The organism is Oceanisphaera pacifica (genome assembly GCF_017498065.1).
GTDB lineage: Bacteria > Pseudomonadota > Gammaproteobacteria > Enterobacterales > Aeromonadaceae > Oceanimonas > Oceanimonas pacifica.
Map to the genome: position 1 here is coordinate 50,996 of NZ_JAGDFX010000002.1, position 19,764 is coordinate 70,759.

Sequence of the window (19,764 nt, forward strand, 5' to 3'; positions counted from 1 at the left end):
ACGCTACCGTTGATGTGTCGCGTACTCGATGTATCTCGTGCGGGTTATTATCGTTGGAAACAACGCCAACGCGTGCCTTCGCCTCAAACGCTGCGGCACCGTAGTCTGCTTGAGTTTTTATTGGCAGAAGCGAAACGACAACATGGCATCATAGGTTATCGAAAATTGTGGCGCGAAGCGGTTGAGCACGGCTTTGCGTGTGGTAAGAATCAAGTACAACGCCTGTTACAGGCGTGTAGGCTATCGTTCTTGTGTCGCGCCTAAGCCCGGACATCGTAAGCATAGGCCAGGCATACCGGCACCAGGAAACCTATTAAATAGAGAGTTTACGGTGACAGAGGAGAACCGTGTTTGGGTGTCAGATATTACTCAGATACGCTGTAAAGAAGGTTGGCTCTACCTAGCCGTCATCATCGACCTTGCTACCAGAAGGGTGGTGGGCAAGGCTCAAGGGCCGGTTAATAGCGCTGAGTTAGTGATTAAGGCGTTAAAACAGGCTTGGAAGAAGCAGAAACCTGATGGCCGAGAGTTGATGTTTCACTCAGACCAAGGTAGCCAGTATCACTGCGTGGCGACTATGGGCTGGTTGAATAAACGTAAGGTGACTATCAGCATGTCTCGCCGTGGAAACTGCTGGGACAACGCGTGTTCAGAAAGCTTTTTTGCTTTACTAAAAAAGGAATGGACCCGCCGTTTAGGGATTTTAACTCGTAAAGAGATGGCAGAAGAAATACACTTCTACATCACACAGTATTACCACAAAGTAAGACAACACACTGCGCTGGGAGGGTTAACCCCCAACGCATATGCGCAGCAACTTAATGCTGCTTAAACAGGTGTCTACTTTAGTCGGGCCACTCCATGTCTTAAACTGACCGCTGACCGCTGACCGCTGACCGCTGATAGCTAACAGAACAGCTAATAAAGCTGTCTATTAAGCGCCGGGTGCTGCGAGCTCTTGTTGGTATTTTGCAATTTTTGCCAAAAAGGTGCGCTTTTCTTCACCCGACAAGCCTTCTGCCAGTGGCAGCTTAACTTGCATCGCGTCTACCGCGCGGTTGTTAACATGAAACTCATAATGCAAATGAGGGCCGGTAGAGCGGCCAGTGTTACCAGACAGTGCAATACGCTCGCCACGTTTTACCCTGTCACCTGGTTTTACCAAGAATTTGCTTAAGTGTAAGAAGCGTGTGGTGTATTGGCGGCCATGACGGATCACCAGATAATTGCCCGCATACGCATGATGTATTGCTTTGACTACCACGCCATCACTGGGCGCGATGACAGGCGTGCCGGTGGGAACAGCAAAATCAGTACCTTTATGTGGTCGAATACGTCCCGTAATTGGATGCTTACGGTTTAAGTTAAAACTTGAGCTAATACGAGAGCTGCGCTCAAGAGGAATACGGATAAAGCCGCGTTCTAAACTAACGCCTTCGTTATCGTAAAATTTACCGTCTTCGTGGCGAAAGGCATATAAGGTTTTGCCTCTATTGGTAAGCTCTACGGCTTGTAGTTCAGACTTTCCGGTACGTTGACCTTTAACAAACTCGTTTTGTACTAATACCTTGAAGCTATCGCCTTGGCGCAGGTCACGGGCAAAGTTAAGGCGCCACTGAAATAAGTTAGCCACTCGCTGAATTTGATTTGCTGAGAGGCCTGCATCGCGGGCGCTCAAATAAAAGCTACCATCAACAACCCCTGCTAATGCGCGTGTCTCCCAATTACTGCTGGCTGTTATTATCTGGCTGTTATAGCCACTGCCTTCTCGAGTAAAAATACGCGTATGTAATAAATCTTGTTTGATCTTGAACTCTAATAACAAATTATCAGGATCAATAAGCAGCGATAAGCTTTGGCCAGGCTTGAGCCCATCCAGTATCTTTTCTTTATCGGCGTCCAATAATTTATACATAGTGGCTAAAGGAAGCCCTAAGCCATTAAAAATGGTGCTTAAGGTATCACCATTTTGCACTGTATACTTTTGCCACTCTGGCTCAGCTGCGGCAATATCATCGAGCGCATCTACGGCGTCTACTGGGCCTAGGTCGTCGTGCTCTAAGGTATAAAACTCAGTGTTGTTCACTTTGGTTTTTGCGGCAACAGGAGGCAAGCTTAAGCTGGTTGGCATGCTAATACTAACCGGTTTATCTAGCATATTCTTGGCTGAAGGCAGCATGATTGCCGTGGTGAGCGTGACTGTGCTTAATAGTACAATCCCGTAAAGGTGCCGTTTGGGTAGCTTTTCGGGCAGATTGTTAAGTCTAGCTTGTATTGGGCGGAGAAGGTTCATCCGAGTTACCTATACCTGTTAGGGACTAAAATAATAAATGCAAAAAAACCGTTTTATCTATCTAGGCGTAGATCCAAAGATAATAAAACGGTTTGTTTTTATTACAAAAAGCCATATGTTGACTAGAGGTAGCTTAGTACGAGTCTTATAGAGTCATAACTAGCAACAAAGTTCATTATTGTACCGTATTTCCCCCTAAATATTTAGGGTTTATTAAGTAAGCAGTCTTTCATGGCATCGGCGAGCTCATGCATAAAAGCAAAGTAGCTATTGGGGCCTGGTTCAATATTGCTGGCTAGGGGATCTAATACCCCAATGCGTGCTTGAGTATTACGCATCACGGCTTCTACTACTGCCGGTTTAAATTGCGGCTCAGCAAACACGCATTGAGCTTGAGACTGACGTAATGCGTGATGAATACTCGACACCGTTTTGGCACCCGGTGCTCGCGCTGGGTTGACGGTAAAGTGGCCAAGCTTTGCTAGCTGATAGTGACGTTCCCAATAGCCATAAGCATCATGAAAAACAAAATATCCGATATCTGCAACAGGCGCTAATTTAGCGGCAACCTGTTGATCTGTTTCGCTCAACTGTGACGAAAAAGCAGCAAGGTTATCTTGATATCGAGCAATGTTATCTGGATCTAGCTCAATGAGCCGGTCAGCCAAGAGTTGAGCAATGGTGCCTGCGTGGTGAGGATCTAACCACAGATGGGTGTCTTGTGTGCTGTGATCATGTGCATGATCTTGATGCTCAATGATAATCTTATCGGTATTATGTGCCTCGTGCTCATCGTTATGCTCATGTTCATCCGGCGTGATTTTTGTCATCAGCGTTAAGCTATTGGGCTGCTCTGCTAATAGCGAGCCAAGAGAAGCTTCCAATTCAGGACCTACCCATAATACCAGGTCGGCCTTTTTAATACGGCGCACATCCGAGGGGCGCAGCGCATAATCGTGGGGGGAATTGCCTGGTGATAATAACAGATCAGGGGCAGGCCCACCTTGAGTAATGGCGCTGGCGATCAGTTGCAATGGCTTAATAGAAGTTAATACGGTCACCGCATAAGCCGACTGACTAAGCAGCAGTAGCGGTAAAAAAACGAAGAATGCTTTCATTAGGCATGGGATCCAAGAGGTCGTAGAGTTTCGATGATAAGTAATGTTATAATATAACAAATGATAATGTAAAGGCGTAAGTGGAATGACGAAACTATTAGAATTGACCGATGTTGGGTTAAATATTGAACATAATGTCATTCTTGAAGACATCTCCTTAGTGCTAGAGCGCGGTGAAATCCTCACCATTGTTGGGCCCAATGGCGCGGGGAAAAGCTCACTTATTAAGCTAGTGCTGGGGTTAAATCGCGGTCACTCTGGCACTATTTGGCAAAAGCCCGGGCTGCGTATTGGTTATGTACCCCAAAAGTTGCATATCGACTCAGTACTGCCTTTAACAGTGGCGCGATTTATGAGTTTGTCTCATGGCCGCCGCATTACGGTGGCGCAAGCTTTGGCGAAAGTGGGCGCTGAACGCTTAGCAGATCGTGCCATGCAGGCGTTATCTGGTGGTGAAATGCAGCGTATTTTATTGGCGCGAGCGCTAATGATGAGCCCCGAATTACTGATCCTTGATGAGCCTGCTCAAGGAGTGGATGTGCACGGGCAAACCGAGCTGTATGCCTTAATTAAACAGTTAACAGACGAGTTGCAGTGTGGGGTACTGATGGTTTCCCATGATTTGCATTTAGTGATGGCCAGCACCCATAAAGTGATTTGTTTAAACCAACATATTTGTTGTCATGGTGAGCCAGAAACCGTGGCACGCCACCCTGAATTTGCCCGTTTATTTGGTCGCCCCGAATTAGCACAGCTTGCGGTATATACCCATCACCATGACTGTGACGATGAACATCACGGAGACGTACGTCATGTGGGATAGTTTTTTATTGTATGCGCTATTAGCCGGGCTAGGTATTGCCATCTTAGCCGGGCCGTTGGGGAGTTTTGTGGTGTGGCGGCGCATGGCCTATTTTGGTGACACCTTGGCCCATTCCTCTTTATTAGGTATAGCGTTTGGCTTGTTGCTGCATATTGATTTAACGCTGGCGGTGTTGGTGGCCTGTTTGTGCTTAGGCATTATATTAGCAGCATTACAGCGTGCCAGTTGGCTGGCCACCGACACGCTTTTGGGCATTTTGGCACATACATCACTGTCGTTAGGCTTAGTGGCCTTAGCCTTTATGGACAATGTGCGTGTTGATTTAATGGCGTATTTGTTTGGTGATTTACTGGCTATTCAGCTAGTGGACTTATACTGGATTTACGGCGGCGGTGCCTTGTTGTTATTGGTACTGCGTTATTACTGGAGTCAGTTACTTTCGATTACCGTGAGTGAAGAGCTGGCGCGGGTAGAAGGTATTCGGGTAGAAGCCCTTAAATTGCTGTTATTAATGATGATCAGTGTGTTGATCGCCATTGCCATGAAGTTTGTTGGCGCTTTAATTATTACCTCGTTATTGATTATTCCAGCCGCCACCGCACGGCGTTTTAGTCGCTCTCCTGAGCAAATGGCATTTTATGCGATAGGGCTGGGCATGTTAGCCGTAGTGGGTGGATTACAATTATCCGTCAGTCACGACACTCCAGCCGGCCCCTCTGTGGTGGTGGTGGCTGCGGCTTTGTTTTTGTTGTCGCAGCTGATCCCTAAAAGAGGGTGAAAAAATAGCTGCCAGCGATAAGCTGTCAGAAAAACACAGCGCCAAGCTAAAGAAGCTGTTTTTAGCTGATCGCTTACAGCTGACCGCTTACAGCTTGGTCAATACTTGGTGCACGCGTTGGTGTAGCTGGGGTAACACGTCTTGCTCAAACCAAGGGTTCTTGGTTAACCAAAAACGATTGCGTGGTGAGGGATGGGGCAGGGGTAAGCAAGTAGGCGCAAATACTTGCCAATGTCGTACGGTCTCGGTGAGCGTTTTATATTTTTTGCCTAAATAATAACGTTGGGCATATTGGCCAATAAGCAAAGTGAGCTCAATATTAGGTAATACTTCTAATAGGGGCTTGTGCCAAGCGGGTGCGCACTCAGGGCGGGGTGGCAGATCACCACTTTTCCCTCTGCCGGGGTAGCAAAACCCCATCGGCATAATGGCGATAAGCTCAGGATCATAAAACTGTTCTCGGCTTAATTGTAACCAGCGTCGCAATGTATCGCCGCTAGGATCATTCCACGGAATACCTGTTTGATGCACTTTAAGGCCGGGCGCTTGGCCGATGATCATAATACGAGCAGCCGGTGCCATTTGTAGTACGGGTCTGGGCCCAAGAGGCAGCTGTTGCTCACAAATTCGGCACGCGCGAGCCCGTGTTAATCGCAGCTCAAATTCATCTTCCATATCAGACTCTCTTGGCTTATTTTTGCACTTAACGCTTTATTATTTACGCTATTGCAGGAACCGCCTGATATACGCGACTCCCGCATTCTATTTAATAGCCTAAATTAAAGTCCACTAATCCTTCCATGGGTTGATGATTAATATACTTTAAATAGTTACGACTAAAGCGCGTTACTATCTGCTCAGGAAAGCTATACCCAGAGTTATGGGGGGTGATCACCACATTCGGCATATCCCATAACGGGCTGTCTGTTGGTAGTGGCTCAGTGGCAAACACATCCAAGACTGCCGCTCCCACATTACCGTGGCGCAGTGCGTGAATGAGTGCATTTTCATCAATCACATCCCCTCGGCCAACGTTAAAGAAAATAGAGCCGGGCTTAAAGTGCTCAATACGCGCTTTATCAAATAGACCACGGGTATCTGGGGTAGAGGGGAGCACGCTTACGACAAAGTCGGCACGAGACAGCACATTATTTAATGCGGGCAGCTGATAGGTATTATCAAAGCCAGCGGCTTCGCGACCAGAGCGATTAATGCCCAACACCGTCATCCCAAAATGTTGTGCCGTGTGTGCGATATGCTGGCCAATGCTCCCTGTGCCCATAATTAATATGGTTTTATCATTTAGGCTCTGATAAGGAATCGGCTGCCAGTTATGTAAACGCTGCTGCTCTTTATAGTGGCGTAAATGGCGGGTCAGTGAGAGTAGATGACCAAAAATGTATTCGCTAACCAGAGGGCCAAAAATGCCTCTAATATTGGTGAGTTGATAGTCTCGGCGCGCATGGGGGTCAAGCAAAGCATCAACACCGGCGTAAGTTGATTGTGCCCATTTAAGCGCTCGCGCTTCTTTCTGGCGCGCGCGTAACTTATCTGGTTCGCCTAATAAAATATCGGCTCTCGACAACGCGGCCTGAATATCAGCCTCATTATCTGGGGCTAACACAGTGAGACCGGGTAAATAGGCTTGCTGCAGTAAGGTTTGATATTCAGCCTTATCTTGGCTGAGCAGTAACAGGGTATGATTGGCCATACCTTCTCTCCTTAATATACTTTTTGTAGCGCCATTTTATGAGACAATGGCGCGCAGAAACTGAAACTCGCACTTGCCGAACCATGAACTTTTATTCTACTGCTTCATCATGGCAAAAATATGGCGGCTTAACCACAAGGAAATGTCCATGTTTGGTGATAAATTTTATAAAAAAATCAATAAGCTAGCGCCTTGGCAACAAACCGTCTTTTCTTTGGCGCTTGCCCAACGTATGTATCCCAACTACCAGCTATTTAACGATACCAGTGGCCGAGGAAATGGACGCTGCTTTACAGATACGCTAGATATACTGTGGTCTTATCTAACAGTAAAGGGCTCGCGGGTAGATTTAAGCGCTGAGTTGGAAAAATTTGAACACTTTATTCCTGAGCCAAGCGAATCAGACAGTTATGGTGTTTATCCTGCCTTAGATGCGTGTGTAGCACTAGGAGCGGCATATAACTCTGTTATTTGTCGTATTGGGGAAGAGGCCATAGAGGCCAGCAGTGCCTCACTTGGTACAGTTGCAGGTTTTGTTGATCTATTGGCTGAGCGAGAATTAAGTGAAGATGAACTTTATGAGCATGAATTGATTATGGCTGAAATGGAGTTTCAGGTGACTTTACTGGATAAGGTGAATCAGCCCAGAGACGCAGACACTATTTTAGCCATCCGTGAGTTTGCCGCCCAAGCGGGTGTATCAAACATTGGCATTAGTTTAGAAGACTAGCGCTTAACAAAGTAAGTAAAGGGCACAGGAGAGTGCCCTTTTTAATGCGTAAAGATCGCAAACCGCGTTACTCGCGCAGTAAACTACCTACTTGCAATAAGGGAGCAACATCTAAGTCATGGGCATTCATCATGGATGATACGCGCTGTACTGACGACAGTAATAAGTTTTGTTCCCACTCTTCAAGTGATTGAAAACGCTGAATAAAACTTTCCTGTAAGGGAGTGGGAGCCGACTTTAGTTTAGTGGCCCCCTCCTCGGTCAGCACTGCATATACCTTGCGCTTATCGGTTTTACTGCGCTCACGTCGCACCAATTGCTTTTGCTCTAAGCGATCAATAATAGTGGTGGCAGTGGCTTGGCTCATATGGGTTGCCTGAGCAAGCTTGCGCATTGTGATGTCGCCGTGCTCACGAATAGCTTGCAATAATAATAACTGGGGGCCGGTTAAACCCGAAGCTTTGCTAAGCTGGCGCGAGTGTAAATCTATCGCGCGTATGATCTGGCGCAGAGCCACCAGTACGTCTTCATGTTTTTCCAAGGTCTTTTACCGATGGCTGATGAATTTGCGCGCACAATAGCGCAAATTAACTAGGGTTGAAAGGTTACAATTCTGCGAGTAAACCGCGAGTACTTTTTACCTGATAACAGCAGGTTTATAGTGAACAGTTAAACGGGCATTAGCGCCACTGCTGAAACTGTACATCTAGGCTGTGCTCACCATTCGTCAGCTGTACTTCTCGCTCTTGTAAGGTAGCAAATAACTCCATATTACGAGCACAAAGCTCAGCAAGCAGAGCGGGTTGTGGGTCATCTAAATGATAAATTGTCAATCGAGAAAGGGCGCTTAGCTCACTTTGATATTTAGCCCACCACTGTGTTGCACTGCGCCCACCATAGCTATACACCACCACTTGTTCGGCTCGCGACAGGGCTTGCTTAAGACGTTTGGTACTTGGCTCCCCAAGCTCAACCCAGAGCACAATGCGGCCATCGGGTGAGAGTAACCATAGCTCTGGTTCATCATCGCAGCTTAACCCTTTAGTAAAAGACAAGTCCTGATCAGCGTGGCGCATAAACGCCAGCAAACGCACCATTAATCGGGTGGTTGTTTCTGAGGGGTGTTGCGCTACCGTCAGGCTATGGTCTTGGTAGTAATGCCGCGATAAGTCGCTAATAGTTAAGCGAACTTTATGTAACTTAGCAGGCAAAGCCATAATATCGTCTCATTTAAAAGCCATATAATAGCGATAAGCCTGTCATAAATCCATGCGTGACATTTTTTTGGCTGTGTTTGACTAAGAGGCACCCGCTGACGAGCGTAAGCTGATAACTGTTTTTATATACAGTTCTACTTGTTACTATTAGCCCCCTTTATTAGCAAGCATGTCTATTTATGGCGAACTTTACAACGCATATACAGGTTGCCTCCATTGGCAGTGGTGTATTGGCTGGCTCTTTAGCTTGGAGTCAAGCTATTAGCCTGCCAGAAGCCACCATTTTATGGCTCACGGGTACCTTGGGCGGCATTATGCCCGATATAGATGCCGATACATCCCGCTCTCTGCAAATTATTTTTCGTTTATTATCCATATTAGCCACCACTTTGGTTCTGCTCTATGGGCGACTGCATCTTCCACTACTGAATACACCCCTTATTGCGAGTGCCGCGTATTTTACAGTGCGCTATCCTTTGTGCTGGGGATTTGCTCGGCTAACGGTGCACCGTGCGAGTTTACATTCACTGTTGGCCAATACAGTATTTGCCATTATGACAGTGGTGCTGAGCCATCACTTGTTTCATTTTACCAACAGCTTGGCCTGGTTAATGGGTGGTTTCATGTTTATAGGCGCTGCTATTCATTTGCTATTAGATGAGCTCTACAGCATAGATTTAGAAGGTCGCCGTCTTAAAAGATCCTTTGGCAGTGCATTTAAAGTAATGGCGTGGCCTGCCATATTGCCCAATACCGCTTTGTTAGCACTGTTAATGTTAGGTTACTGGCTGTCGCCATCTCCTAAGCCACTGATCGCGATGTTACAGCAGCTATGGCTGCTTTCTATCATCTGATAAGATAGTCACTCTGGTGTCACTGAGCCCCCGATGCTAAGAACAATAATAATATTGCACAGTGATAGCAGTGCCAATTAACACTCACACACAGGACATAACTAATGAGCCTTGCAGACCAAGTATTGGCCGTAAATAACGATCTTCCTATCCGCACCCAGCAAGCCGTGCACAGCGGTAAAGTACGCTCGGTATATTGGTTAACAGCAGCCGACAGTCGCCGGTTAATTCAAGAAAAAGGCTACCCTGTTGCCGCTGACGCCCCTTTGGCTATTATGGTGATTAGTGACCGAATTTCGGCATTTGACTGTATTTGGCATGGTGAAGAGGGGATGCAGGGGGTGCCAGGTAAAGGGGCGGCCCTGAATGCCATTTCTAACCATTGGTTTAAGCTATTTAAAGAGCGAGGCTTAGCCGATAGTCATATTTTGGATATTCCTCACCCGTTTGTATGGATAGTACAAAAGGCGCGGCCGATTAAAATTGAAGCCATTTGCCGTCAATACATTACCGGCTCTATGTGGCGCAGCTATGCGAAGGGCGAGCGAGAGTTTTGTGGTATTCGCCTACCTGATGGTTTGCAAAAAGATCAAAAACTGCCCGAGCTGCTAATGACACCCTCAACCAAGGGGGTGTTAACGGGCATACCAGGTGTACCCGAAGCTGATGATGTGAATATTACACGGCGCAATATTGAAGATAACTTTGGTGAGTTTAATTTTAAGCAAGCTGGTGATATCACTCATTACGAGCAGTTGCTGAGTGAAGGTTTTGCCGTTATTAGCGAAGAACTCGCCAAGCTTGGGCAAATATTTGTTGATACTAAATTTGAATTTGGCTACGTCCGTGATGCCCAAGGCCATGAGAAAATGATTTATATGGATGAAGTGGGCACGCCAGACTCTTCACGCATTTGGGATGGTGCGGCCTATGCTCAAGGTCGTATCGTTGAAAACTCCAAAGAAGATTTTCGGCAACTGCTACTTAATCACTTCCCAGATCCCGATATTTTATTAAACAAAGCGCGAATGGCTGAGCGCGAAGCCCTAGCCCGAGATAATGCCTTGCCAGTAGAGGTATTAATGGCCATCTCTCGCACGTATGTGGGGATTGCAGAAAAAATTACCGGACAAAAGCTGGTACTATCGGATAACCCTAAGGCGGATATTATTGCGATACTTGATAAGCAATATGGCTTAATTGATTAAAATTTTAAGCGCCAAGCACTAAGCTAGCGAAAAAAGGAGAAGAAGTGAGGTGTTATACCTTACTTCTTCCCCTTTATTGTTTAATGGCGGTTAGCGAGTGCCAAACACCACTATGGTTTTACCGTGGGCAGATATTAGCTCCTGCTCTTCGAGCATTTTTAAAATGCGGCCTACGGTTTCACGAGAACAACCAACAATTTGGCCTATCTCTTGGCGCGTAATTTTAATTTGCATGCCATCTGGGTGAGTCATGGCATCGGGCTGGCGCGCTAAGCTCAGTAAGGTTTCAGCAATGCGTCCTGTCACATCCAAAAAGGCAAGATCACCTACCTTTTGGCTAGTGGTTTGCAAGCGATCCGCCATTTGTGCCGATACCCGCATTAAAATTTCAGGGTTAACCTGAATCAGCTGACGAAACTTTTTATAGGAAATTTCTGCAACTTCACAGGGTGATTTAGCGCGCACCCAAGCAGTACGTTCTGGGTTTTCTGTGTCTTCAAACAGCCCCAGCTCACCAATAAAATCCCCCTTATTAAGATAAGACAGGATCATTTCTTTACCATCTTCATCTTTAATCAGTACCGACACTGAGCCCTTGACGATGTAATACAGGGTTTCTGCTTTTTCGCCTGCATGAATCAAAGAGCTTTTTGCCGGATACTTATGAATATGGCAATGCGACAAAAACCATTCCAGGGTGGGATCACTTTGGGGCTTGCCAATAATCATTTAACTTCCTCTTCATTATTTTTAATTTGCTCTGGGCTTAAGTCTAACAAAATAGATGGCCCCGTGCGTACATCATTCTCTAGGATAAAAGTCTAATAGTTATCCATCAAGGCCGTGAAGGGTTATCTTGCTCGCCGAGCAGTATCCAATACGCTAATATAGCTATTTTAAGCAGGAGTTGATATGAAAGCTAAAGTAACGTGGTTAGAAGGCATGCGCTTTGAAGGACAGTCAGAGTCGGGGCATAAATTAATATTAGATGGAACCAATCCCGGCCAAGGTGCCAGCCCCATGGAGGCGGTATTATTAGGCGCCGGTGGTTGTAGCGCCATTGATGTGGTGTCAATTTTAGAAAAAAGTCGTCAACAAATTAGTGGCTGTGAGGTTGAACTAGCAGCAGAGCGTGCCGAGCAAGCTCCACGGGTGTTTACCAATATTAATATGCACTTTATTGTTACCGGCCAAGATTTGTCAGAAAAACGCGTTGCCCGCGCCATTGAACTATCCATGGAAAAGTACTGCTCAGTGATGAAAATGCTCGATAAAGCCTTAGTCGCCACCTCATCTTATGAAATTCATCAAGCTTAGCCACAAACGGTAATGTTGAATAAAAATCGGTGTTTTTTAGGCTAGGTGCTGTCCTTCATCGCTTAACGTATTTTTCCGGTAGCCAGTAAGCGCTCGAGCATGGGGCGTAATATTAGCTCCATCACAAAGCTAACTTTACCGCCTGGCACCACTATAGTATTGCGCCGCGACATAAAAGAGCCGTCAATCATGGCCAATAGATAAGGGAAGTCGACCCCCTTAATACCGCGAAAACGGATCACCATCATACTTTCATCGGCGCTGGGGATCACTTTAGCGCTAAAGGGATTAGAGGTATCGACGGTCGGAATACGTTGAAAATTAATATGGGTGCGAGAAAACTGCGGGGTAATAAAGTTAATATAATCTTCCATTGATCGCACAATAGAATCAGTAACAGCTTCTCGTGAGTGACCGCGCTCCGCCGTATCGCGGATCAACTTTTGGATCCACTCAAGGTTTACAATGGGCACCATGCCAATCAAAAGATCCACATGCAGGGCCACATTATGCTCATCGGTGACCACGCCGCCGTGTAAGCCTTCATAGAATAATAAGTTAGTATCATCAGGTAGCTGTTGGCTTGGGGTAAAGGTGCCTGGCATTTGATTAAAAGGTACAGCCTCATCAAAGGTATGCAAATAACGACGAAATTGCCCTGTACCTGTGTTGCCATATTCCTTAAAAAACTGCTCTAATAACTCAAAGTCGTTGGCTTCTGGTCCAAAATAGCTGATATGTCTGCCTTGCTCTCGGGCGCGGCGAATGGCCACGTCCATTTCTGGCCGAGTGTAGCGGTGAAAACTATCGCCTTCGAGCATGGCGGCTTTCACCCCCAGCTGGGCAAACATAGATTGAAACACCTCGGTAGAGGTTGAAGTGCCGGCACCTGAAGAGCCGGTCACTGCAATAATGGGGTGCTTGGCAGACATAAAAACCCTAAAAATGATAAATCGGTGAATGTTTATACGCAGTACGCTGGGGTGAGGTCAAGACTTGTCACTAAACTGTGCTGCGGGAAGTATGTTCACGCTTTCATGTAACTCACTATAGACTATGACCGCCTCACGGCTTTTAAGTTGCTGTTTAACTTGCAGAACTTTTTCAGGTAATGACACATCTTCTGCACCATATTCGGTTCCTTCTCGCAATACAAACTGCTCTATTAAATTATTCAGTGTCTCTTCATTTAAATCTGTATAAGGAATAATCACTGGTCTTTATCCTTTAAATAAGGTGGCCATTGCTGCACCAGCCATTGTGTTATACGGGGGTTTAGCCAAAAATGAGGACGCCATGGCGAGCCTTGTATAAAGCCTAAATGTCCACCGCCGCGACTTAGCTCATAGGTAATGGCAGGCGGTATATCACTGGCATCGGGGATCACAGTGTCATCCATAAAAGGATCGTCAGCAGCATGTATGATCAAAGTTTGAGTGCTAATTTTTTCTAGCATAGGCAAACCCGAGCAGCTTTGGTAGTAATCTTGTGCACTGCTAAAGCCATGTACTGGGGCCGTAATTTTATCATCAAACTCACGTAAACTCGTGATGCTATTAAGCTCGCTAAACCCTGACAGTTGTGGGTGACGACGAAGCTTTTGTTGCCAGTTCTCTTTCATGCCTTTGAGTAAGTAGCCTTGATAACAGCGTGAGAGGCCTAAATTAATACGATCTGCACAGGCTGATAATTGTAAGGGTGCCGATACAACAGCCGCAGCACATAAAGGAGTACGCGAGTGCTTGGCTAAATAGTTAATAAGCATATTCCCCCCTAAAGAGTAACCAATGGCGGCAATAGGGCGTTCGGGGTAACGCTGGCGTAGCAGTGTGAGTAAGTAATGCGGATCTTCGGTGGCACCGGAGTGATAAGATGTTAAAAAGCGATTCGGCTCGCCACTGCAGCCACGAAAATGCATTAACACCGCCTGCCAGCCTTGCTGGTGTATTGCCGCCATCATGCCTTGAATGTAGTGCGACTCAATACTGCCCTCTAGCCCATGAAACAACACCACTAACGGCTTTTGTGTTCCTTGCTCAGGTAAGCCCCATGCAAGATCAACAAAGTCACCATCAGGCAATTCTAAGCGTTCGCGTTTATGGGATATGCGCTGTCGGTGCAAATACTTAGCAAAAATGGTTTGTATATGGGAATTGCGTGCCCACCATGGCGGCTGAAACGCGCTAGTATGTATCATACAGTCTGCTGCTCAACATATAAAAAGGCCCACTTAAAGCAGATAAAATCCGTAAAATAAAAGGGGATAATCACATTCAATCGTCTAAAGTACTGGGCAGCGGCAATAAAATCGAGTAAAACAACGCTTTTATTGAATTATTTTGCTGAGTACACCATGGATTTCCCTCTGTTAGCATCCGTTGCTGGCTTTGCGTTTGCCTCTTGCGGCACTCCTGGCCCCAATAATATGCTACTAACCAATTCTGCCACTCGCTTTGGCTATCGGCCTACCTTAAAGCTGTTGCTGGGCATTATGTTTGGCTTGCAGCTGTTGATGTTGCTCACCGCTCTGGGGTTAGGTCAGCTATTTTTACGGTGGCCTAGCTTGCAGTGGGGGCTTAAAATAGTGGGCAGTGGCTATTTATTATGGCTGGCTTGGAATATTAGCCGTGCCTCAGCAAAAGAGGCGGATGAAACCACGGCTACCATGAGTTGGCAGCAAGGTGCTTTGTTTCAATTTCTTAACCCTAAAGCCTGGTTAATGGCGGTGTCGGCGATCAGTGGTTTTACCCTAGCTGGTGAGCAATATTGGCCATCAGCATGGACAGTGCTGGCTATATTTTTATCTCTAGGGCTAGTCACCGGACATATTTGGGCTTTTTTGGGTCTTAACTTGCGCCGTTGGTTACATACCCCAACAGACTGGCAGCGCTTTAATTATGCCATGGCACTGCTGACTGCAGCCAGTGTATTTATGATTTGGCGCTAAGCGATATTTCTACCTATTCGTTACTGTTTAATGCCAATAGGTGTAAAATCTCGGCGTTTTTGTTTTTCTAACCTTAAGGTTGTCATAGTGTCAGACACGGATTTATTTAAAGATATTCGTCCCTACCGGGATGAGGAAGTCGCAGGTGCCATTCAGCGTTTGATCCGCGACGAAGAGTTTATTAGTGCGATTGCGCATTATCGTTTTGCCGCGCTTTCTAATGTGGGTGGCCCTATTATTAAGGCGCTAATTCGTCTGTATTTAAGCTGGCGCTGGCGCAAGCTCAACACGGTACGCGAAATACAGCAAGAAGTGGCCAGCTACATGAGTAATATGATCAGCAAAACCACCCAAGGTGTGACCTATTCAGGGCTAGATAAACTCGACCCTAATAAGGGGTATTTATTTATCTCTAATCACAGAGATATCGCCATGGATCCTGCCTTTGTTAATTGGGGCTTGCACACCAATGGCTTTAATACGGTACGCATTGCCATTGGCGATAACTTATTGCGCAAACCCTGCGCGGCGGAGCTCATGCGGCTAAATAAAAGCTTTATTGTTAAACGTGCCATGAAAGGCCCGCGCGAAATGATGAAAGCTTTTAGTCAGCTATCGGCGTATTTACGTCACTCGCTAGATGAAAACCAGTCTATTTGGATTGCTCAAAAAGAAGGGCGAGCCAAAGACGGGTGTGATAAAACCGACCCCGCTATTCTTAAAATGTTTTATATGGAAGGGAAACGCCAAAAAATTCCGTTTGCCGATTACATTAAAACGCTTAACCTTGTGCCCGTGTCTATTTCGTATGAATACGATCCCGGCGATCAAGCGAAAGCGCGAGAACTCTACGCCACATCAACATCTCAAGGTGCGTACGAGAAGCGCGAGTTTGAAGATGTAGAAAGCATAGTGCAGGGCATAGTGGGGCAAAAAGGGCGAGTGCATGTGGCATTTGGCGAGCCGCTACAAGCAGAGTTTGATAATGCTGATCAACTAGCGAGCGCCATTGATCAACAAATTTATGCCAATTATCATTTATTTCCGACTAATTTATTAGCCGCAGGGCAAACGTTAGACGGGCATGAAGAAGAAGCTAAAGTCTTTGCACAACATATAGCAGCCGTGCCTTCAGAGTTAAAAGACATCGTTTTAGCTATGTATGCTAAGCCGGTTGAAAATAGTCTTCATGCCAATGAACGAGTGTAGCAATTTAGCATTATCAACAAGTAAGTTTGAGTTGCCATAAGGGTGGGTCGGGCACTGGTAGTTGGGCGAGGTAGTCTAGCAAGCCGCCGTGCCCTGCACTGGGTGGGTGCAGGGCAAGTTGCTGTAACAGCTCTTGTTGTTGCCAGCGCTCAAGATTAAGCTCATGTTGCAATAGCGCTAAGTAATCATCGTTATCAAGCTTAGGTTTAAGCTGGCGACGCAGTGCCCGCCATTGTTCAAACATGCTCAGCCTGCTGGTTAAAAGCGGCATAAAGTGTGATGCTTGTGTGGTTAAACCTTGGGCTTCTAGCATCACCAGTAACAGTAGTAAGTTAACGTTAGCGCCGTACTCATCTTGTAACTGCAAACACGCTTGTGCCACACCTGGGCGTGCATAATGCTGGGCGCTAAATTGCCAAAACTGTTCTGCACTTGGTATTTTCATTAAAATCACCTCGCATATTAACATTTAGCCCCTTTAACGCTCACTGGCCTTTTTTAGCTAACCACAGACGGCTTAAAGCTTACGGCTGCTCCGTGGGGTCTTCTAATAATTCTAGTTGCTCTTGTTGTTCTAGCCACTGAGCTTCGGTATCGGCTAATTGTTGCTGCAGTGGAATTTGAGCTTTAAGCAATTGCTGCAAGTTCGCTTTTTGCTCAGCGGTGTAAATATCAGGGTCGGCCAGCTGTTGTTCAATGTCAGCCAGTTGTTGCTGACACTGATCCATTTCCTTTTCAAGTTTAGCAATGGCTTTGCGTAATGGTTGAGTTAATTGGCGCAGCTCTGCTTGACGGCGTTTTTCGGCCTTGCGGTTTTGTGCAGAATTATCGCTCGTTGTATGAATAGCTTCAGGTTGCGCTGCTTTATCTTGTGCCATTAACCACTGATGATAATCATCAATATCCCCATCAAAAGGCTGAACTTTGCCGCTATCGACTAAGTAAAACTCATCTGTAGTTGCGCGTAGTAAGTGCCTGTCGTGAGAGACGATGACCATGGCGCCTTCAAAAAACTGCAAAGCCATGGTGAGGGCTTCGCGCATGTCTAAGTCAAGGTGGTTGGTCGGCTCATCCAGTAGTAGTAAGTTGGGCTTTTGATAGACAATGAGCGCCAGCACTAAGCGCGCTTTTTCGCCCCCCGAAAAAGGCCCGACTGGGTCGTTAACTTTGTCACCTTTAAAGTCGAAACCACCTAAATAGTCACGCAAGTTTTGCTCGGTGGCGCTGGGGTCAATACGAGATAAGTGCATTAACGGTGAGGAGTCTAGGTGTAAGCTTTCTAGCTGATGCTGAGCAAAATACCCTAAAGAAATGCCGGGGTTGGCGACTAACTTGCCGGATAAAGGAGCTAACTCGCCGGATAACAACTTAATAAAGGTCGATTTACCGGCGCCATTTCTTCCTAATAAGCCAATGCGCGAGCCGGGCACAAGGTTAAGCTTAATATCCGATAAAATAATATGACTACCATAACCTGCTGAGAGCTTTTCCATGGTGATCAAGGGAACAGGCAAGCTGCTGGGCGCTAAAAACTTAAAGGTAAAAGGCGAGTCGACCAAGGCAGGCAGTACTCGCTCCATGCGCTCCATGGCTTTAAGGCGGCTTTGAGCTTGTTTAGCCTTGGTCGCTTTATAACGAAAGCGGTCTACATAGTCTTGCATGTGGCTGAGTTCACGCTGTTGTTTTTCAAACATAGACTGTTGCAATACTAACTTTTCGGCGCGTAAACGCTCAAAGTCTGAGTAGTTACCGCTATACTCGTTTAACTGGCTATTCTCAATATGAATAATACGATTGACGACGGCATCTAAAAAGTCTCTATCGTGAGAGATTAATATCAACGTTCCCGAGTAGCTTTTTAACCAGCGTTCTAGCCAAATAACCGCATCTAAATCAAGGTGGTTAGTGGGCTCATCCAGCAACAATAGGTCGGATCGACAAATTAAAGCTTGTGCTAAGTTAAGCCGCATCCGCCAGCCCCCAGAAAAGGAGCTAACAGGGCGGCTTTGGGTGTCGTTAGCAAAGCCTAAACCATGAAGTAATTCACCTGCGCGTGCATGAATATGATAGCCGCCGTGGATCTCGAACTTGCCATGCAGCTCGGCAATGGCAATACCATCTTGCTGCTGCTCTGCCTGTTCGAGTTCGCGACACAAGCGACGATATTCTTTATCGCCATCAATCACATAGTCCAGTGCTGAACAGGCCAAGGCAGGGGTTTCTTGGGCCACCGTAGACAGCTGCCAGTCTGCGGGTAGATAAAACTGGCCGGCATCTAGGCTAAGTTCGCCTTTAAATAACGCGAACAGAGTTGATTTACCACAACCATTTTTACCGACTAAGCCCACTTTATGGCCACCGTGAATGGTAGCGCTGGTGTCTTTAAGTAGCGGGCGTCCGCCTCTAAGGAGTTCAATTTGGCTGAGGGTAATCATAAGGCTCTATTGTGGATTAATGATGCGAGCTATTTTACCCGTTTTTAACGCCAGTATCATTGCCCGTGCTTAACCAATGCGCACAAGCTTGTTCAAACTCGCTCACCGAAGACAATCCGTGCTGTAACACTAACTGTTCGAGTTGTGGCGTTTTGCTTAAATCGCGTAAAATACACAACAATGCACATTGTTGCTTTATTGTGTCGCTATCTGCATTAAAAATCTGCTTACATTCAGCTTCTTGCGCTGATGTTAAACGAAAATCGCTGGGGTTATCGCTAATGCTTTGTAATAACGTACCGAGGTTCTTTAACTGCCTTGGCTGATGGCGCAGTAATTCATCATGTATTACCCAACATAAACGGCCATAAGCACCTTGCCAGTCTTGTGGTTCTTGCCAATGGGCGAGGCGTGTTGCACATTCACTAATTAAGGCTGAATGAATGCGGCCAGCGTGAGTAGGCTGGGTTAGGCGAGGTGAAAATGCCAGCTGGCTCACTCGGCTATGGGCAAAGCTGTGCCATGCAAATAGCGTATTAGCGGGTAAAAAAACGACATCTTGGTTTGTTAATGGATAATAATATCGGCCTAGCTGTAAAAGCCCACCGCCTTGGTGTATGACCAATAATCGGCCTTTAAGGTGGCGTTGGCGTTTTCCTGGGCTTAAGTGAGCCAGCTCAAGAAGCTGATAATCAATACTGTACTGGGCGCTTGTAGTCATTGTGATTGGTTCATTTTTGGCGGAGAATTCAAGAAAGGTTTGTTTTTAGGATGTAACACCATGGAAACCCGTCGTAAAAAGCGCTTTATTGCTGGAGCCATTTGCCCCAGTTGTAGCGAAAGTGACTCTATGATGCTGTATCTGGAGCACGGTGTCGAGAAAGTAGAGTGCGTCAGCTGTGGCCATAGCCAAAGTCAAACAGATGAACAGGTAGCCAAAGCGAGCCAAGGCGATCTCATCGGCATCTTCAAACCCGAGTAATCTTGTCGCTCGCCTTACGCTATACGCCGCCGCTGTACGAAAAAAATCAAAAACTGGCGCTGTTCTAACCTGTAAGCGCTGCTTTAGCTGCGCGGTGGTTGGTTTTGTTTACATTAAAAGTTAACCATTCATCATTAAACAT

General features: G+C 46.3%; 24 protein-coding genes. 11 read left to right on the plus strand and 13 right to left on the minus strand.

Annotated elements, in window-relative coordinates; translation table 11 throughout:
• Window positions 1-12: 12 nt before the first annotated feature.
• Together J3U76_RS14370 and J3U76_RS14375 are read left to right on the plus strand one after the other, a co-directional pair.
• Window positions 13-264: a hypothetical protein gene (locus J3U76_RS14370; RefSeq protein ID WP_243454019.1), complete on the plus strand. Its 252-nt coding sequence runs from the start codon at window positions 13-15 to the stop codon at window positions 262-264.
• Entirely contained in the window at window positions 200-832 is a 633-nt protein-coding gene (locus J3U76_RS14375; RefSeq protein ID WP_341534286.1) for an IS3 family transposase, read from the plus strand. The genes J3U76_RS14370 and J3U76_RS14375 overlap by 65 nt, the downstream gene beginning before the upstream one ends.
• Window positions 833-934: 102 nt before the next feature.
• Here the strand turns inward: J3U76_RS14375 and mepM are convergent, their stop codons facing one another.
• Window positions 935-2,293, minus strand: a complete 1,359-nt coding sequence (gene mepM / locus J3U76_RS01640) for a murein DD-endopeptidase MepM (protein WP_208003933.1) — start codon at window positions 2,291-2,293, stop codon at window positions 935-937.
• A gap of 203 nt (window positions 2,294-2,496) precedes the next feature.
• A complete protein-coding gene (gene znuA / locus J3U76_RS01645) occupies window positions 2,497-3,411 on the minus strand; it encodes a zinc ABC transporter substrate-binding protein ZnuA (protein WP_208003934.1) in 915 nt (304 codons plus the stop codon).
• 85 nt (window positions 3,412-3,496) lie between these two features.
• On the opposite strand from znuA, the gene znuC reads away from it, so the two are divergent.
• On the plus strand, window positions 3,497-4,234 hold the full coding sequence (gene znuC / locus J3U76_RS01650) for a zinc ABC transporter ATP-binding protein ZnuC (protein ID WP_208003935.1): 738 nt from the start codon (window positions 3,497-3,499) through the stop codon (window positions 4,232-4,234).
• Window positions 4,224-5,012, plus strand: coding sequence for a zinc ABC transporter permease subunit ZnuB (znuB, locus tag J3U76_RS01655; RefSeq protein WP_208003936.1), 789 nt, complete (start codon window positions 4,224-4,226; stop codon window positions 5,010-5,012). The genes znuC and znuB overlap by 11 nt, the downstream gene beginning before the upstream one ends.
• An 87-nt stretch (window positions 5,013-5,099) precedes the next feature.
• Here znuB and J3U76_RS01660 read toward each other — a convergent pair whose 3' ends face one another.
• Together J3U76_RS01660 and J3U76_RS01665 are read right to left on the minus strand one after the other, a co-directional pair.
• Window positions 5,100-5,687: a uracil-DNA glycosylase family protein gene (locus J3U76_RS01660; RefSeq protein WP_208003937.1), complete on the minus strand. Its 588-nt coding sequence runs from the start codon at window positions 5,685-5,687 to the stop codon at window positions 5,100-5,102.
• Between the two features lie 91 nt (window positions 5,688-5,778).
• Window positions 5,779-6,723 carry a D-2-hydroxyacid dehydrogenase gene (locus J3U76_RS01665; RefSeq protein WP_208003938.1) on the minus strand — a complete coding sequence of 315 codons (945 nt, stop codon included), beginning with the start codon at window positions 6,721-6,723 and terminating at the stop codon, window positions 5,779-5,781.
• Between the two features lie 148 nt (window positions 6,724-6,871).
• On the opposite strand from J3U76_RS01665, the gene J3U76_RS01670 reads away from it, so the two are divergent.
• A complete protein-coding gene (locus J3U76_RS01670) occupies window positions 6,872-7,453 on the plus strand; it encodes a YjaG family protein (RefSeq protein ID WP_208003939.1) in 582 nt (193 codons plus the stop codon).
• Window positions 7,454-7,520: 67 nt separating this feature from the next.
• Here J3U76_RS01670 and J3U76_RS01675 read toward each other — a convergent pair whose 3' ends face one another.
• Entirely contained in the window at window positions 7,521-7,994 is a 474-nt protein-coding gene (locus J3U76_RS01675) for a MarR family winged helix-turn-helix transcriptional regulator (protein WP_208003940.1), read from the minus strand.
• Window positions 7,995-8,133: 139 nt separating this feature from the next.
• Entirely contained in the window at window positions 8,134-8,670 is a 537-nt protein-coding gene (locus tag J3U76_RS01680; RefSeq protein WP_208003941.1) for a YaeQ family protein, read from the minus strand.
• A 179-nt stretch (window positions 8,671-8,849) separates the two neighbouring features.
• Here J3U76_RS01680 and J3U76_RS01685 point away from each other — a divergent pair, with 179 nt between their 5' ends.
• Together J3U76_RS01685 and J3U76_RS01690 are read left to right on the plus strand one after the other, a co-directional pair.
• Window positions 8,850-9,524, plus strand: a complete 675-nt coding sequence (locus tag J3U76_RS01685) for a metal-dependent hydrolase (protein WP_208003942.1) — start codon at window positions 8,850-8,852, stop codon at window positions 9,522-9,524.
• Between the two features lie 104 nt (window positions 9,525-9,628).
• Window positions 9,629-10,732, plus strand: a complete 1,104-nt coding sequence (locus J3U76_RS01690) for a phosphoribosylaminoimidazolesuccinocarboxamide synthase (RefSeq protein WP_208003943.1) — start codon at window positions 9,629-9,631, stop codon at window positions 10,730-10,732.
• Between the two features lie 90 nt (window positions 10,733-10,822).
• Here J3U76_RS01690 and crp read toward each other — a convergent pair whose 3' ends face one another.
• Window positions 10,823-11,461, minus strand: a complete 639-nt coding sequence (gene crp / locus J3U76_RS01695; RefSeq protein ID WP_208003944.1) for a cAMP-activated global transcriptional regulator CRP — start codon at window positions 11,459-11,461, stop codon at window positions 10,823-10,825.
• Window positions 11,462-11,644: 183 nt separating this feature from the next.
• Between crp and J3U76_RS01700 the strand changes: the two genes are divergently transcribed.
• Window positions 11,645-12,049, plus strand: coding sequence for an OsmC family protein (locus J3U76_RS01700; RefSeq protein WP_208003945.1), 405 nt, complete (start codon window positions 11,645-11,647; stop codon window positions 12,047-12,049).
• Window positions 12,050-12,111: 62 nt separating this feature from the next.
• On the opposite strand, the gene J3U76_RS01705 is transcribed toward J3U76_RS01700, so the two are convergent.
• Genes J3U76_RS01705 through J3U76_RS01715 form a run of 3 tightly spaced genes read right to left on the minus strand, consistent with a single transcriptional unit; the run spans window position 12,112 to window position 14,246 of the window.
• A complete protein-coding gene (locus J3U76_RS01705; RefSeq protein ID WP_208003946.1) occupies window positions 12,112-12,981 on the minus strand; it encodes a phosphoribulokinase in 870 nt (289 codons plus the stop codon).
• A gap of 57 nt (window positions 12,982-13,038) precedes the next feature.
• On the minus strand, window positions 13,039-13,263 hold the full coding sequence (locus tag J3U76_RS01710; RefSeq protein ID WP_208003947.1) for a YheU family protein: 225 nt from the start codon (window positions 13,261-13,263) through the stop codon (window positions 13,039-13,041).
• The gene (locus J3U76_RS01715) at window positions 13,260-14,246 is read right to left on the minus strand and encodes a hydrolase (RefSeq protein WP_208003948.1); all 987 of its coding nucleotides are present in this window, start codon (window positions 14,244-14,246) and stop codon (window positions 13,260-13,262) included. Before J3U76_RS01715 ends, J3U76_RS01710 begins: the two co-directional genes overlap by 4 nt.
• Window positions 14,247-14,402: 156 nt before the next feature.
• On the opposite strand from J3U76_RS01715, the gene J3U76_RS01720 reads away from it, so the two are divergent.
• A complete protein-coding gene (locus tag J3U76_RS01720; protein WP_208003949.1) occupies window positions 14,403-14,996 on the plus strand; it encodes a LysE family translocator in 594 nt (197 codons plus the stop codon).
• A gap of 87 nt (window positions 14,997-15,083) precedes the next feature.
• Window positions 15,084-16,205, plus strand: a complete 1,122-nt coding sequence (locus tag J3U76_RS01725) for a 1-acyl-sn-glycerol-3-phosphate acyltransferase (RefSeq protein ID WP_208003950.1) — start codon at window positions 15,084-15,086, stop codon at window positions 16,203-16,205.
• A gap of 13 nt (window positions 16,206-16,218) precedes the next feature.
• Here J3U76_RS01725 and J3U76_RS01730 read toward each other — a convergent pair whose 3' ends face one another.
• From J3U76_RS01730 to J3U76_RS01740, 3 genes are all read right to left on the minus strand, one after another.
• Complete coding sequence (locus J3U76_RS01730; RefSeq protein ID WP_243453991.1) at window positions 16,219-16,650, minus strand: TIGR02444 family protein; 432 nt, start codon at window positions 16,648-16,650, stop codon at window positions 16,219-16,221.
• A gap of 79 nt (window positions 16,651-16,729) precedes the next feature.
• A complete protein-coding gene (locus tag J3U76_RS01735; protein ID WP_208003951.1) occupies window positions 16,730-18,640 on the minus strand; it encodes an ABC transporter ATP-binding protein in 1,911 nt (636 codons plus the stop codon).
• Between the two features lie 34 nt (window positions 18,641-18,674).
• On the minus strand, window positions 18,675-19,361 hold the full coding sequence (locus tag J3U76_RS01740; RefSeq protein WP_208003952.1) for a hypothetical protein: 687 nt from the start codon (window positions 19,359-19,361) through the stop codon (window positions 18,675-18,677).
• Between the two features lie 60 nt (window positions 19,362-19,421).
• Between J3U76_RS01740 and J3U76_RS01745 the strand changes: the two genes are divergently transcribed.
• The gene (locus J3U76_RS01745) at window positions 19,422-19,622 is read left to right on the plus strand and encodes a YheV family putative zinc ribbon protein (RefSeq protein WP_208003953.1); all 201 of its coding nucleotides are present in this window, start codon (window positions 19,422-19,424) and stop codon (window positions 19,620-19,622) included.
• The last annotated feature ends 142 nt before the right edge of the window (window positions 19,623-19,764 follow it).

Coding starts and splice junctions, on each gene's coding strand:
- J3U76_RS14370 (WP_243454019.1), top strand. CDS start 13: ATGTGTCGCGTACTCGATGTATCTCGTGCGGGTTATTATCGTTGGAAA.
- mepM (WP_208003933.1), bottom strand. CDS start 2,293: ATGAACCTTCTCCGCCCAATACAAGCTAGACTTAACAATCTGCCCGAA.
- znuA (WP_208003934.1), bottom strand. CDS start 3,411: ATGAAAGCATTCTTCGTTTTTTTACCGCTACTGCTGCTTAGTCAGTCG.
- znuC (WP_208003935.1), top strand. CDS start 3,497: ATGACGAAACTATTAGAATTGACCGATGTTGGGTTAAATATTGAACAT.
- znuB (WP_208003936.1), top strand. CDS start 4,224: ATGTGGGATAGTTTTTTATTGTATGCGCTATTAGCCGGGCTAGGTATT.
- J3U76_RS01660 (WP_208003937.1), bottom strand. CDS start 5,687: ATGGAAGATGAATTTGAGCTGCGATTAACACGGGCTCGCGCGTGCCGA.
- J3U76_RS01665 (WP_208003938.1), bottom strand. CDS start 6,723: ATGGCCAATCATACCCTGTTACTGCTCAGCCAAGATAAGGCTGAATAT.
- J3U76_RS01670 (WP_208003939.1), top strand. CDS start 6,872: ATGTTTGGTGATAAATTTTATAAAAAAATCAATAAGCTAGCGCCTTGG.
- J3U76_RS01680 (WP_208003941.1), bottom strand. CDS start 8,670: ATGGCTTTGCCTGCTAAGTTACATAAAGTTCGCTTAACTATTAGCGAC.
- J3U76_RS01685 (WP_208003942.1), top strand. CDS start 8,850: ATGGCGAACTTTACAACGCATATACAGGTTGCCTCCATTGGCAGTGGT.
- J3U76_RS01690 (WP_208003943.1), top strand. CDS start 9,629: ATGAGCCTTGCAGACCAAGTATTGGCCGTAAATAACGATCTTCCTATC.
- crp (WP_208003944.1), bottom strand. CDS start 11,461: ATGATTATTGGCAAGCCCCAAAGTGATCCCACCCTGGAATGGTTTTTG.
- J3U76_RS01700 (WP_208003945.1), top strand. CDS start 11,645: ATGAAAGCTAAAGTAACGTGGTTAGAAGGCATGCGCTTTGAAGGACAG.
- J3U76_RS01705 (WP_208003946.1), bottom strand. CDS start 12,981: ATGTCTGCCAAGCACCCCATTATTGCAGTGACCGGCTCTTCAGGTGCC.
- J3U76_RS01715 (WP_208003948.1), bottom strand. CDS start 14,246: ATGATACATACTAGCGCGTTTCAGCCGCCATGGTGGGCACGCAATTCC.
- J3U76_RS01720 (WP_208003949.1), top strand. CDS start 14,403: ATGGATTTCCCTCTGTTAGCATCCGTTGCTGGCTTTGCGTTTGCCTCT.
- J3U76_RS01730 (WP_243453991.1), bottom strand. CDS start 16,650: ATGAAAATACCAAGTGCAGAACAGTTTTGGCAATTTAGCGCCCAGCAT.
- J3U76_RS01735 (WP_208003951.1), bottom strand. CDS start 18,640: ATGATTACCCTCAGCCAAATTGAACTCCTTAGAGGCGGACGCCCGCTA.
- J3U76_RS01740 (WP_208003952.1), bottom strand. CDS start 19,361: ATGACTACAAGCGCCCAGTACAGTATTGATTATCAGCTTCTTGAGCTG.
- J3U76_RS01745 (WP_208003953.1), top strand. CDS start 19,422: ATGGAAACCCGTCGTAAAAAGCGCTTTATTGCTGGAGCCATTTGCCCC.